Source organism: Streptomyces sp. NPDC017991 (genome assembly GCF_044328075.1).
In the GTDB taxonomy this organism is placed as follows: domain Bacteria; phylum Actinomycetota; class Actinomycetes; order Streptomycetales; family Streptomycetaceae; genus Streptomyces.
On record NZ_JBIRGP010000003.1, the window covers coordinates 158,045 to 170,937 of the forward strand.

Annotated in this window: 9 protein-coding genes and 1 tRNA gene; 8 read left to right on the plus strand and 2 right to left on the minus strand. The window is 69.9% G+C overall.

What is annotated here, in order from left to right; genetic code table 11:
• The first annotated feature begins 14 nt into the window (after positions 1–14).
• The 6 genes from eno to ACH4DZ_RS09260 all read left to right on the plus strand — a co-directional run bounded on the left by eno (position 15) and on the right by ACH4DZ_RS09260 (position 7,069).
• Positions 15–1,301, plus strand: a complete 1,287-nt coding sequence (gene eno, locus ACH4DZ_RS09235) for a phosphopyruvate hydratase (protein ID WP_398286366.1) — start codon at positions 15–17, stop codon at positions 1,299–1,301.
• Between the two features lie 105 nt (positions 1,302–1,406).
• Positions 1,407–1,883, plus strand: a complete 477-nt coding sequence (locus ACH4DZ_RS09240) for a septum formation initiator family protein (protein WP_398286367.1) — start codon at positions 1,407–1,409, stop codon at positions 1,881–1,883.
• Positions 1,884–1,912: 29 nt separating this feature from the next.
• On the plus strand, positions 1,913–2,434 hold the full coding sequence (locus ACH4DZ_RS09245; protein ID WP_398286368.1) for a DUF501 domain-containing protein: 522 nt from the start codon (positions 1,913–1,915) through the stop codon (positions 2,432–2,434).
• A gap of 175 nt (positions 2,435–2,609) precedes the next feature.
• On the plus strand, positions 2,610–3,551 hold the full coding sequence (locus ACH4DZ_RS09250; protein WP_398286369.1) for an exopolyphosphatase: 942 nt from the start codon (positions 2,610–2,612) through the stop codon (positions 3,549–3,551).
• A gap of 483 nt (positions 3,552–4,034) precedes the next feature.
• Entirely contained in the window at positions 4,035–5,420 is a 1,386-nt protein-coding gene (locus ACH4DZ_RS09255; RefSeq protein ID WP_398286370.1) for an NAD(P)/FAD-dependent oxidoreductase, read from the plus strand.
• Between the two features lie 350 nt (positions 5,421–5,770).
• Positions 5,771–7,069, plus strand: a complete 1,299-nt coding sequence (locus tag ACH4DZ_RS09260) for a class I SAM-dependent methyltransferase (RefSeq protein ID WP_398286371.1) — start codon at positions 5,771–5,773, stop codon at positions 7,067–7,069.
• Between the two features lie 78 nt (positions 7,070–7,147).
• Here the strand turns inward: ACH4DZ_RS09260 and ACH4DZ_RS09265 are convergent, their stop codons facing one another.
• Both ACH4DZ_RS09265 and ACH4DZ_RS09270 read right to left on the minus strand, forming a co-directional pair.
• Positions 7,148–9,676, minus strand: a complete 2,529-nt coding sequence (locus ACH4DZ_RS09265) for an ABC transporter permease (protein ID WP_398286372.1) — start codon at positions 9,674–9,676, stop codon at positions 7,148–7,150.
• 400 nt (positions 9,677–10,076) lie between these two features.
• Positions 10,077–10,847 carry an ABC transporter ATP-binding protein gene (locus ACH4DZ_RS09270; protein WP_398286373.1) on the minus strand — a complete coding sequence of 257 codons (771 nt, stop codon included), beginning with the start codon at positions 10,845–10,847 and terminating at the stop codon, positions 10,077–10,079.
• A 437-nt stretch (positions 10,848–11,284) separates the two neighbouring features.
• Here ACH4DZ_RS09270 and ACH4DZ_RS09275 point away from each other — a divergent pair.
• Both ACH4DZ_RS09275 and ACH4DZ_RS09280 read left to right on the plus strand, forming a co-directional pair.
• Positions 11,285–11,370 (plus strand) — tRNA-Leu (locus ACH4DZ_RS09275).
• Positions 11,371–11,613: 243 nt separating this feature from the next.
• Complete coding sequence (locus tag ACH4DZ_RS09280; protein WP_398286374.1) at positions 11,614–12,789, plus strand: 4-hydroxybenzoate 3-monooxygenase; 1,176 nt, start codon at positions 11,614–11,616, stop codon at positions 12,787–12,789.
• The last annotated feature ends 104 nt before the right edge of the window (positions 12,790–12,893 follow it).

Here is a 12,893-nt window from a genome sequence, read left to right on the forward strand (position 1 = left end):
CATCCCAGAAGGAGATGCTCGTGCCGTCCATCGACGTCGTCGTAGCCCGGGAAATCCTGGACTCCCGAGGCAACCCCACGGTCGAGGTCGAGGTCGGCCTTGACGACGGCAGCACGGGTCGTGCCGCCGTTCCGTCCGGCGCCTCCACCGGTGCCTTCGAAGCAGTCGAGCTCCGTGACGGAGACCCCAACCGCTACCTCGGCAAGGGTGTCGAGAAGGCCGTCCTCGCCGTCATCGAGCAGATCGGCCCGGAGCTCGTCGGCTACGACGCCACCGAGCAGCGCCTCATCGACCAGGCGATGATCGACCTGGACGCCACCGACAACAAGGGCTCGCTCGGCGCCAACGCCATCCTCGGCGTCTCCCTCGCCGTCGCGCACGCCGCCTCCGAGGCCAGCGACCTGCCGCTCTTCCGCTACCTGGGCGGACCGAACGCGCACCTGCTGCCCGTCCCGATGATGAACATCCTGAACGGCGGGTCGCACGCCGACTCCAACGTCGACATCCAGGAGTTCATGATCGCGCCCATCGGCGCGGAGTCCTTCTCCGAGGCCGTGCGCTGGGGCGCCGAGGTCTACCACACCCTCAAGAAGGTCCTGAAGAGCCGCGGTCTGTCCACCGGCCTCGGCGACGAGGGCGGCTTCGCCCCGAACCTCGGCTCCAACCGCGAGGCCCTCGACCTCATCGTCGAAGCCATCAAGGAAGCCGGCTACACCCCCGGCGAGCAGGTCGCCCTCGCGCTGGACGTCGCCGCGTCCGAGTTCTACAAGGACGGCAAGTACGAGTTCGAGGGCAAGTCCCGCTCGGCCGCCGAGATGACCGAGTACTACGAGGAGCTCGTCTCCGCGTACCCGCTGGTCTCCATCGAGGACCCGCTGTACGAGGACGACTGGGCCGGCTGGAACGTCATCACCGAGAAGCTGGGCGCCAAGGTCCAGATCGTCGGCGACGACCTCTTCGTCACCAACCCCGAGCGCCTCGCCCGCGGCATCGAGGAGGGCTCCGCCAACGCCCTGCTGGTCAAGGTCAACCAGATCGGTTCGCTGACCGAGACCCTGGACGCCGTCGAGATGGCCCAGCGCAACGGCTTCAAGTGCATGATGTCCCACCGCTCCGGCGAGACCGAGGACGTCACCATCGCCGACCTCGCGGTCGCGGTGAACTGCGGCCAGATCAAGACCGGCGCCCCGGCCCGCTCGGACCGCGTCGCCAAGTACAACCAGCTGCTGCGCATCGAGGAGATCCTCGACGACGCCGCGGTGTACGCGGGCCGCTCGGCCTTCCCCCGCTTCAAGGGCTGACCCCTTCAAGGGCTGACGCCCTCGTAGGCAGCGTCGTACGTACGTCCCCGTACCCGGTCCCGTACCGTGTGCGGGGACGTACGTACGTATCGGGGAGGCGGACAGATGGCTGTGAAGGACCGTGACCGGTTCTCCACCGCGACCAGGCTGCGGGCGCTCGGCGAGCAGACCGCCGCCCGTGTCTACCGCTCCCAGACCAAACGCCAGGCGCGCCGCTCGCGGCTGACCGGCCGTGCGGCGCTTCTCGCCCTCGTCCTGTGCTCGCTCGTCGTGGCCCTCGCCTATCCCATAAGGCAGTACGTCTCCCAGCGTGCCGAGGTCGCCGATCTGCAGCGTGAGCGCGAGCAGGCCCGTGAGCGCGTCGAGGAGCTGCGTGACCTGAAGGCGCGCTGGCAGGACGACGCGTACGCCGAGCAGCGCATCCGGGAACGGCTGCACTACGTGATGCCGGGCGAGACCGGCTTCATCGTGATCGACCCCGACGCGGCGAAGAAGACGCGTACGGACCGGACGGCCGCCGACCGGGCCTGGTACGTCAACGTCTGGGACGGCGTCGACAAGGCCGACGCCTCCGACCAGTGAACTGAACCAGAAGGACACAGAGCCAAGGCATGGAAACGCCCCCGCCGCCCACTGGGCGCACCGAGCCCACCGACGCCGACGTCGAGGCCTTCAAGCAGCAGCTCGGGCGCCCGCCGCGCGGGCTGCGCGCGATCGCGCACCGCTGTCCGTGCGGACAGCCGGACGTCGTCGAGACGGCCCCCCGGCTTCCCGACGGGACGCCGTTCCCGACGACGTACTACCTGACGTGCCCGCGTGCGGCCTCCGCCATCGGCACGCTGGAGGCGAACGGCGTCATGAAGGAGATGACGGACCGTCTCGCCACGGACCCCGAGCTGGCCGAGGCGTACCGGGCCGCGCACGAGGACTACATCGCGCGGCGTGACTCCATCGACGTGCTCGAAGGCTTTCCGAGCGCGGGCGGGATGCCGGACCGGGTGAAGTGCCTGCACGTCCTGGTCGCGCACTCGCTGGCCGCGGGGCCGGGGGTGAACCCCCTGGGCGACGAGGCGATCGCGATGCTGCCGCAGTGGTGGCGCAAGGGGGCGTGCGTCGTGCCGACGGCGGGGTGAACCGGGCGGCTCGGGGCGCGTTGTCGGCTGCGGGCCGGTGGGGGCCGATCGCGCAGTTCCCCGCGCCCCTGACGGGGCGCAGCTCCTCTTGGGGGCGCGGGGAACTGCGCGATCGGGGGTTCGGGGGCGGAGCCCCTGAGCGGGACGAACGACTGCAACAGGAGATCTCACCAAAATGACTCGCGTCGCCGCCGTCGACTGCGGCACCAACTCCATCCGCCTCCTCGTCGCGGACGCGGACCCCGGGACCGGCGAACTCGTCGACCTGGACCGCCGCATGACGATCGTGCGCCTGGGACAGGGCGTGGACCGCACGGGCCGCCTCGCCCCCGAGGCCCTGGAGCGCACCTTCGCGGCCTGCCGGGAGTACGCCGGGGTCATCAAGGAGCACGGCGCCGAACGTCTGCGCTTCGTGGCCACCTCCGCCTCCCGCGACGCCGAGAACCGGGACGACTTCGTCCGCGGTGTCCTCGACATCCTGGGGGTGGAGCCCGAGGTCATCTCCGGCGGCCAGGAGGCCGAGTTCTCGTTCACGGGCGCCACGAAGGAGCTGACGGGCCGTGACGACCTGGCCAAGCCCTATCTCGTGGTGGACATCGGCGGCGGCTCCACGGAGTTCGTCGTGGGCGACGACCACGTGCGGGGCGCCCGCTCGGTGGACATCGGCTGCGTACGGATGACGGAACGGCACCTCGTCCGGGACGGCGTGGTCACGGACCCGCCGACCGAGGAGCAGGTCCGGGCGATCCGCGCCGACATCGAGGCGGCCCTCAACCTCGCCGAGGAGTCCGTGCCCCTGCGGGAGGCGCGCACGCTCGTCGGGCTCGCCGGCTCCGTCACCACCGTCGCGGCGATCGCCCTGGACCTTCCGGAGTACGACTCCGAGGCCATCCACCACTCCCGGGTCTCCGTGGACCGGGTCCGCGGGATCACCGAGCGGCTGCTCGCCGCCACGCACGCGGAGCGGGCGGCGATCCCCTCCATGCATCCGGGGCGGGTCGACGTCATCGGCGCCGGCGCCCTCGTACTCCTCGCGATCATGGAGCGGACCGGCGCGCGGGAGGTCGTCGTGAGCGAGCACGACATCCTCGACGGCATCGCGTGGTCCGTGGCCTGAGCCGGCGTGGTCCGCGACCTGGACCGGGCCCGGTCCACCGGCCCCCTCTCACCGCGTTTCGGCGGCCTCGGCTGAGCAGGTCCGACACCGTATGAGCGCACTTGAGGGGCCCGGAGAGGGCTTGGAAACGACCTGCCCGGCAGCCCTGCGGAAAACTTCGTGAAGTTCTTCACAAGAGAATCGGCCCTGTTGAGGGAGGTTTTGCTCCCTCCGGGTACTCCTGGGCCTTCCACGGGGTCCTAAGCATGATCAACGGGCTGTTTCGCGCGTGCTGCGATCGTATGAAGCGGAGGACTGGTCCAGGAGGCCGGAGGGGCCGGAGTGGCAGCTCAGGCGGCATTGACAACGGGTCACGGCACGCGCTGGTTCCCCTGCCGGAACATGACCTGGGTCACGTGGGCCGCGCAGTGTAGCAGAGGGTGTGAAGAAGCTTGTGAAGGGGCGCACGAGCGACCCCCCTGGGACAGGTGGATACTCGATGGCATGAGCACCACGGAGCGTCCCAGGATCCTCGTAGTAGGCGGTGGGTACGTAGGCCTGTACGCAGCTCGGCGCATCCTCAAGAAGATGCGCTACGGCGAGGCGACCGTCACGGTCGTCGACCCCCGGTCGTACATGACCTACCAGCCCTTCCTCCCCGAAGCAGCCGCAGGCAGCATTTCGCCTCGGCACGTCGTCGTCCCGCTGCGACGCGTGCTGCCCAAGGCGGAAGTCCTCACCGGCCGGGTCACGACCATCGACCAGGACCGGAAGGCCGCCACGATCGCCCCCCTCGTGGGCGAGGCGTACGAGCTGCCCTTCGACTACCTCGTCATCGCGATGGGCGCGGTCTCCCGCACCTTCCCGATCCCCGGCCTCGCCGAGCAGGGCATCGGCATGAAGGGCATCGAGGAGGCCATCGGCCTGCGCAACCACGTCCTTGAGCAGCTCGACAAGGCCGACTCCACGACCGACGAGGATGTCCGCCGCAAGGCGCTGACCTTCGTCTTCGTCGGCGGTGGCTTCGCAGGCGCGGAGACCATCGGCGAGGTCGAGGACATGGCCCGGGACGCCTCGAAGTACTACACCAACGTGTCCCGCGAGGACATGCGCTTCATCCTCGTCGACGCCGCGGACAAGATCCTTCCCGAGGTCGGCCCCAAGCTCGGCCAGTACGGCAAGGAGCACCTCGAAGGACGTGGGGTCGAGGTCTACCTCTCCACCTCCATGGACTCCTGCGTCGACGGCCACGTGGTCCTGAAGAACGGCCTTGAGGTCGACTCCAGCACGATCGTGTGGACGGCCGGCGTCAAGCCCAACCCGGTGCTCTCCCGCTTCGGCCTGCCGCTCGGCCCCCGTGGTCACGTGGACACCGGGACCACCCTCCAGGTGCAGGGCACGGACTACATCTGGTCCGCCGGCGACAACGCCCAGGTGCCCGACCTCGTCGGCCGCAAGGCCGGCAACGAGAACGCCTGGTGCCCGCCGAACGCCCAGCACGCGCTGCGCCAGGCGCGGGTCCTCGGCGACAACGTGATCTCCGGTATGCGGGGCTTCCCGCAGAAGGAGTACAGCCACGCCAACAAGGGTGCGGTCGCCGGGCTCGGGCTGCACAAGGGCGTCGCGTTCATCGTCGTGGGCAAGATGAAGATCAAGCTCAAGGGGCGGCTGGCCTGGTACATGCACCGTGGGTACCACGGGCTGGCCATGCCGACCTGGAACCGGAAGATCCGGGTCTTCGCGGACTGGACGCTGGCCGTGTTCCTGAAGCGTGAGGTCGTCTCGCTCGGCGCGATGGAGACTCCTCGCGAGGAGTTCTACGAGGCGGCGAAGCCCGCGCCCGCGCCGGCCGCTGTCGCGAAGACGGAGGAGAAGGCGAAGGCCTCCTGACCTCCGGTCACCGCCGTACCCGCTTGCTCTGAAGGGGTCTTCCGCCATCCGTGGTGCGGGAGGCCCCTTCGGCGTTTCCCGGGGGCTCCGCCCCCGAACCCCCGGTCCTCAAACGCCGGACGGGCTGAAAGACATCTTTCAGCCCGTCCGGCGTTCGAGGACGAGCGCGTCAGCGCGACGGGGGTCTGAGGGCGCAGCCCCCAGGAATACGCCGGACACCCACCGCCTAGTACATGGTGTCTGCATGTATTTTGCTCGAACATGACGCTTTCGCGGGACTGCGCTCCGGCCCCGTTGGTGTTTACGTGGTGTTGGAGTTTGTGGAATTCCTCGTCACGGAGGTGTGCGTCATGCAGGACGCGGCGCTTCGGCTCAAGGCGCTGATGGAACAGCTGCTGGGAGCCCCGCTCCCGGTGCGGATTCGTGCCTGGGACGGTTCGGAAGCGGGACCGCCGGGCACACCCGTGCTCGTCGTACGGAACCGGCGGGCGCTGCGCCGACTCCTGTGGAAGCCGGGGGAATTGGGCCTGGCGAGGGCCTGGGTCGCCGGTGACCTCACGGTGGACGGCGACCTGTACGCCGTACTGGACGCGGTGGCCGAGATGGTCTGGGAGCGCGGGGAGGACGCCAGGACCCTGGCCCAGGCCCTGCGGGACCCCGACGTGCGGTCCGCCGTGCGCGGGCTCGTACGGATGGCGGGCTCGCCCCTGCCGCCCGCCCCGCCCCACGAGGAGGTGCGCAGACGGTCCCGGCTCTCCCATCTGCACACCAAGCGCAGCGACCGGCGGGCGATCAGCCACCACTACGACGTCGGCAACGACTTCTACGAGATCGTCCTCGGGCCGTCCATGGTCTACTCGTGCGCCTACTGGGAGGCCCCGGACGGCACTCTGGAGGACGCTCAGCGCGACAAGCTCGGGCTCATCGCCCGCAAGCTGGACCTGAAGCCGGGCATGCGGCTGCTCGACGTCGGCTGCGGCTGGGGCTCGATGGCCATCCACGCGGCCCGCGAGCACGGCGTGAGCGTCGTCGGCGTGACGCTGTCCCAGGAGCAGGCCGCGTACGCCCGTAAGCGCGTCGCGGAGGAAGGGCTCACCGACCGGATCGAGATCCGCGTCCAGGACTACCGGGACGTCGGCGACGGGCCGTACGACGCCATTTCCTCCATCGGGATGGCCGAACACGTCGGCAGCGAACGCTATCTGGAGTACGCGCAGGATCTGTTCGCCCTCCTCAAGCCGGGCGGACGGCTGCTGAACCACCAGATCGGGCGCCGGCCGTGGCGCGACGAGGCGGCGTACGAGATCGACGAGTTCATCGACGCGTACGTCTTCCCCGACGGCGAGCTCGCGCCGATCGGCGAGACCGTGACCCAGCTGGAGAGTGCCGGGTTCGAGGTGCGTGACGTCGAGTCGATCCGGGAGCACTACGCGCTCACCCTGCGCCGCTGGGTGGCCAACCTGGAGGCGGACTGGACCCGGGCCGTCAAGCTCACCAGCCCCGGCCGGGCCCGCGTCTGGCGCCTCTACATGGCCGCCTCGGCGCTCGCCTTCGAACGCAACCGCATCGGCGTCAACCAGGTGCTGGCGGTGCGCACGCCGGGCTCCGGCGCGTCGGGCATGCCGCTGCGGGCCCGTACCTGGAACTGAGCGGATCCTGGTGGGCCGATGGGGCCCGTTCCTGACGGAACGGGCCCCATCGGCCTACCGGCGGTCGTGCGGCGCCGGCTACTCGGACTTGATCGCCGACAGCATGTTCAGGCGCGCCGCCCGGCGGGCCGGCCACAGGGCCGCGAGGACACCGACGGCCGCCGCCAGGAGCAGGAAGACGGCCATCCGCTCCCAGGGCAGCACCAGCTCGTACGTCGGCATCTTGGCGCCCGCGAGTTCACCCGCGGCCCAGCCGAAGAACACGCCCAGGCTCACCCCGAGCACTCCGCCGAAGAGAGAGATGACCAGGGACTCCAGGCGGACCATCCGCTTGATCCCCTTGCGGTCGAGGCCGATCGCCCGGAGCATGCCGATCTCCTGCGAACGCTCGAAGACGGACATGGCGAGGGTGTTGATCACGCCGAGGACGGCGACGAGGACGGCCATCGCGAGCAGGCCGTAGAGCATGTTCAGCATCAGCGTGAACATCTGGGCGATCTCGTTGGAGACGTCCTGCTTGTCCTGGACCTTGACGGCCGGGTTGTTGCCGAGCGCCTTCTCCAGCCTGTCCTTGGTCGCGTCGGACGTGCCGCCGGAGGTCTTCAGCATGACCTGCGCGTCGCCCGGGTTCGTCTGGTTCGGGGCGAGGGTCGCGATGTCGACCATGATGCCCCGGATCATCTCGTTGCCCTCATAGACACCGGCGACCGTCAGCTGCCGCTTCTTGCCGTCCTCGTACGAGACGGAGAACGTCGAACCGGCCTTCCAGCCGTGGTTCTCGGCGGTGTCGTCGTCCACCACCGCCTGGGTGCCGCTGACCTCGAAGGAGCCGTTGTCGACCTTCAGATCGGTCAGTTCGCCGATCGCGGAGCCCTTCACACCGGTCACGTAATCGGTGTCGCCGTCGATACGCGCGGGCGCGTCGCGCAGGGCGCTGATGGTCGTGACGCCGTCGGTCTTCGCGAGCTTCTTCTCGACGTCCGGCGAGAGGTCGTTGAAGTTCGCCATCGAGACCACGTAGTCCGCCTTCAGCGCGGACGTGGCCATCTTGTCGATGCCCCTCTGGAGGCTGCCCGCCATCACCGTCATACCGGTGATGAGGGTCAGCCCGATCATCAGGGCGGAGGCGGTGGCGGCGGTGCGGCGGGGGTTGCGTACGGAGTTCTGGCGGGCCAGCTTGCCCGAGACGCCGAAGATCCGCAGGACCGGGGCCGCGCTCGCGATCAGCGGGCGGGAGAGGAGCGGCGTGAGGATGAAGACGCCGATGATCAGCAGGACAGCGCCGAAGCCCATCGGGGCCTGGCCGTCCGTGCCGTTCAGCGTCGTGGCGTAGAGGACGACGGTGACGCCCGCCGCCGCGATCAGGGCGCCGAGGGTGTTGCGCAGCACCAGTGACTTGGTGGTCGCCGTGGCGTGCACGCTGCTCATCGCCGCGACCGGCGGGATCTTCGCGGCGCGGCGGCCCGGGAGCCAGGCGGCCAGCATCGTGATCAGGATGCCGACGGCGAACGACGTGCCGACCGTGCCCGGGGTGATGACCAGCGGTCCGGCCGGGACCGTGGCGTCCAGCAGGCCCATGAGGGCGCGCAGGCCCGCGCCGATGCCGATACCGGCGAGCAGGCCCGTGACGGCGGCGACCGTGCCGACCAGGAAGGCTTCGAGGAGCACCGAGCGGGTGACCTGCTTGCGGGAGGCGCCCACCGCGCGCAGCAGCGCCAGTTCCTTGGTGCGCTGGGCGACCAGCATGGTGAAGGTGTTGGCGATGATGAACGTGCCGACGAACAGGGCGATGCCGGCGAAGACCAGCAGGCCGGTCTTGAGGCCGCTCATCTCGGCCTCGATCATCTCGGCCTGGTCGTCGGCGAGCTTCTGACCGGTCGTGGTGGAGGTGAGGTCCTGCGGGAGGACCTTTTCGAGGCTCGCCCGGAGCGCGGTCTGGCTGGTGCCCGGGGCCGCCTTCACGTCGATCTCGCCGTACGCGCCGGTCTTGTGGAAGAGCCGCTGCGCGGTGGCCGTGTCGAAGAGGGCGAGGCTGCCGCCGGCGGCGACGTTGCCGTCGTCCGTGGTGAAGACGGCGGTGACGGTGGGGGTGAGGACCGGGCCGTCGACCGAGAGCCGCACGGTGTCGCCGACCTTGTAGCCGGCCCGCTTCGCCGTCTCCGCGTCGATGGCGACCTCGTCCTCGCCGGACGGGGCCTTGCCGCTCTTCAGGGGGTAGCGGGGGTCCTTGTCGCCCCAGTAGTTGCCGCCCTGCGACTGGAAGCCGCCGCCGACGAGCTTGCCGTCCTTGCCGGCGATGGCGGTGAAGCCGGTGACCACGCCGATGGCGGACTCGGCGCCGGGGGCCTCGGCGGCCTTGTCCAGCAGCGCCTGGGGCAGGTCGGGCTCCTTGCCGAGGTCGTCGCTCCCGTCGTCCGGGTAGTCCGGCTCGACGGCCACGTCGACCTGGTCGAAGCCCTTCGCCGAACTCTTCTGGTACGCGTCCGAGATGGTGTTGGTGAAGACCAGGGTGCCGGAGACGAACGCCACGCCCAGCATTACGGCGAGCACGGTCATCAGGAGCCTGGCCTTGTGCGCTAGCACGTTGCGCAGGGCGGTACGGAGCATGTCTTCTCAGTCCAGGTGGGATGGGTGAATGCGTGATGTCGGCTGACGGCCGGTGGGGGCCTGTTGCGCCGTTCCCCGCGCCCCTGAAGGTGGGAGCCGGCGGGGGTGGTGTGTCGGGTGCGGCCCGGTGGGGGCTTGTCGCGCAGTTCCCCGCGCCCCTAAAAGCGGGCGGTGAGGGCTTGTTGCGCAGTTCCCCGCGCCCCTGAAGCCGGTTACGCGCTCCCGGAAACGTGCCCCGTCAGGGGCGCGGGGCCGGTCGGGCGTGCCCCTTCAGGGGCGCGGGGAACTGCGCGGCCCGCCCCCACCGGGCCGCGGGAGGGTGTCGGGCTCAGGCAGCCGCCCCCGCCGGGCCGCGGGAGGGGGCCGGGCTCAGGCACGGGGTTGTAGGGGGGCGCCCCAGTCAACTGGTGCGGCCCTTCGCGTCGAAGCGCTTCATGCGGTCCAGCACCGCGTCAGCCGTCGGCGCGTGCACCTCGTCCACCACCCGCCCGTCGGCCAGGAAGATCACCCGGTCCGCGTACGCCGCCGCCACCGGGTCATGGGTGACCATCACGACCGTCTGCCCCATCTCCCGGACGGAGTTGCGCAGGAAGCCCAGTACCTCCGCACCCGAGCGCGAGTCCAGGTTCCCGGTCGGCTCGTCGCCGAAGATGATGTCCGGGCGGGACGCCAGCGCACGCGCCACGGCCACACGCTGCTGCTGACCACCGGAGAGCTCCGAGGGCCGGTGGGAGAGCCGGTCGGCCAGACCCACCATCTCGATCACCTTGTGCAGCCACTCCTTGTCCGGCTTGCGGCCGGCGATGTCCATGGGGAGCGTGATGTTCTCCAGCGCGGTGAGGGTCGGCAGCAGGTTGAACGCCTGGAAGATGAAGCCGATCTTGTCCCGGCGCAACTTCGTCAGCTGCTTGTCCTTGAGGGAGCCCAGCTCGGTCTCCCCGATGCGGACCGAGCCGGAGGAGAAACTGTCCAGCCCCGCCACGCAGTGCATCAGCGTGGACTTGCCGGAGCCGGAGGGGCCCATGATCGCGGTGAACTCGGCCTGCCGGAAGTCGACGGAGACCCGGTCCAGAGCGACCACCTGGGTCTCCCCCTGTCCGTAGACCTTCGACAGTTCCGTGGCACGGGCGGCCACCGCGGTGGACCGTTCGGCGAGGGGAGTGGTGGTCACGGAAGGGTGCTCCTTGTCGGTACGACGACGAGTGGACGACCGTTCCATCGTCGGCGCCGGCCGCCGCCGTGTAGTCACCCCCTGTTCCGGTTCCGAGGGGGGACTCGGGTCGGACCCCGCGGCCCCGGGTCATACCTGGGGATGACACCCGCCCCCGAGAGGAAGCCGAGAGGAAGCCGGGAGCAAGCCGAGGAGCAACCCGATGAGCAAAACGGCGACGGTTCGTCAGGTTCCGCTCGTTCGGGCGGTGAAATCACGTCATTCCCCGGGCGCGGTCCCGTGCACGTCGAAAGGCACGTGGCATGTGCGGATGGCGCATACCGTGGGCTGATGCACCCTCAGACGCCAATAAAATAAGACAACATCGGGTCGCCCCACCGCTGTTCGGGGGATCTGTCCCGATAGGCTCGGGACACTCGAAGCGGAGTCCATGGCCTGCCCGGATGGTGGAATGCAGACACGGCGAGCTTAAACCTCGCTGCCCTTAACGGGCGTACCGGTTCAAGTCCGGTTCCGGGCACCACCGACACTTTCACCCTTCCCCGGTCTTCCCCGCCCTTCCCGGCGTATCGCGACGAAGGGTGCATCCTTCATTGAAGACTTCACCACTCGACCGTTGACAGCGGGTTGCGCCCGTCGGAGACTCTCATGAGCGGAAAGTGGTGAATAAAACTTCACCCAGCGAACAAAGGCTCACGACGGCGGACGGCGGCGAACTACGCTGACGGCGCTCACGGGAGTCGTCGGAGCGCGAAGGGGCGTGTCGATGCGTACCACCGTCGGGATCATCGGGGCCGGACCGGCCGGCCTGCTGCTGGCGAGGCTGCTGCACAACGCGGGGATCGACTCCGTCGTACTGGAGAGCCGGGACCGCGGTTACGTGGAGCAGCGCCAGCGCGCCGGAATCCTGGAGCAGGGGACCGTGGACGTGCTGCGGGCCGCGGGCGCCGGCGCCCGTATGGACCGCGAGGGGCTGCGCCACGACGGCATCGAGCTGCGGTTCGCGCGCAGGCGCCACCGGATCGACTTCCCCGCCCTCACCGGCGGGCGGTCCGTGACGGTCTACGCCCAGACCGAGGTGTGCAAGGACCTCATCGCGCTCCAGCTCAAGGAGGGCGGCCCGCTGCTCTTCGAGGCGGAGGCGCTGGCCGTGGAGGGGGCCGGCACCGACAGCCCCCGGGTGCGCTTCCGGCACGAGGGGCGGGAGGACGTCCTGGAGTGCGCGTACGTCGTCGGGTGCGACGGCTTCTGGGGCGTGGCCCGCAAGGCGATCCCCGAGGAACTCACCCAGGTCTTCGAGCGGACGTACCCCTTCGGATGGCTGGGGATCCTCGCCGACGTGCCCCCGTCGCACGACGAGCTCGTCTACGCCCGTCACGACCGCGGTTTCGCCCTGCTGTCCATGCGCTCGCCCGTCGTCTCCCGGCTCTACCTCCAGGTGCCAGAGGGCACGGACGCCGAGTCGTGGAGCGACGAGGAGATCTGGGACGAGCTGGAGCGCCGCTTCGAGACGGACGACGACTGGCGGCTGGCGAGGGGGCCCGTCACCGCCAAGTCCGTCACTCCCATGCGCAGCCATGTCCACGAGCCGATGCGCCACGGGCGGCTCTTCCTGGCCGGGGACGCCGCCCACATCGTGCCGCCGACCGGCGCCAAGGGCCTGAACCTCGCGGTCGGTGACGTCGTCACCTTCGCGCGGGCGCTGGCCCACCGCGAGGAGACCGGATCGGACGCACTGCTCGACGCCTACTCGGAGACCTGCCTGCGCCGCGTGTGGCAGGCCGAGCGGTTCTCGTACGAGATGACGACGCTGCTGCACCGCTCACCCGGGGCGACGCCCTTCGAGGACCGGATCCAGCTGGCCCGGCTGGAGCGGCTCGCCTCCGCGCGCGCCGCCGAGCAGGACCTCGCGGAGGGGTACACCGGCTTCGCCCTGGAGTGAAAGACCCCTGGCGGGGGAACCGGACGGGTACGTACCGGCGTTCTACCGGTACGGGGGAATGCGGGGGTGAGACCCGGTGTTCCCGGTCACAAGAGGGGAAAGAT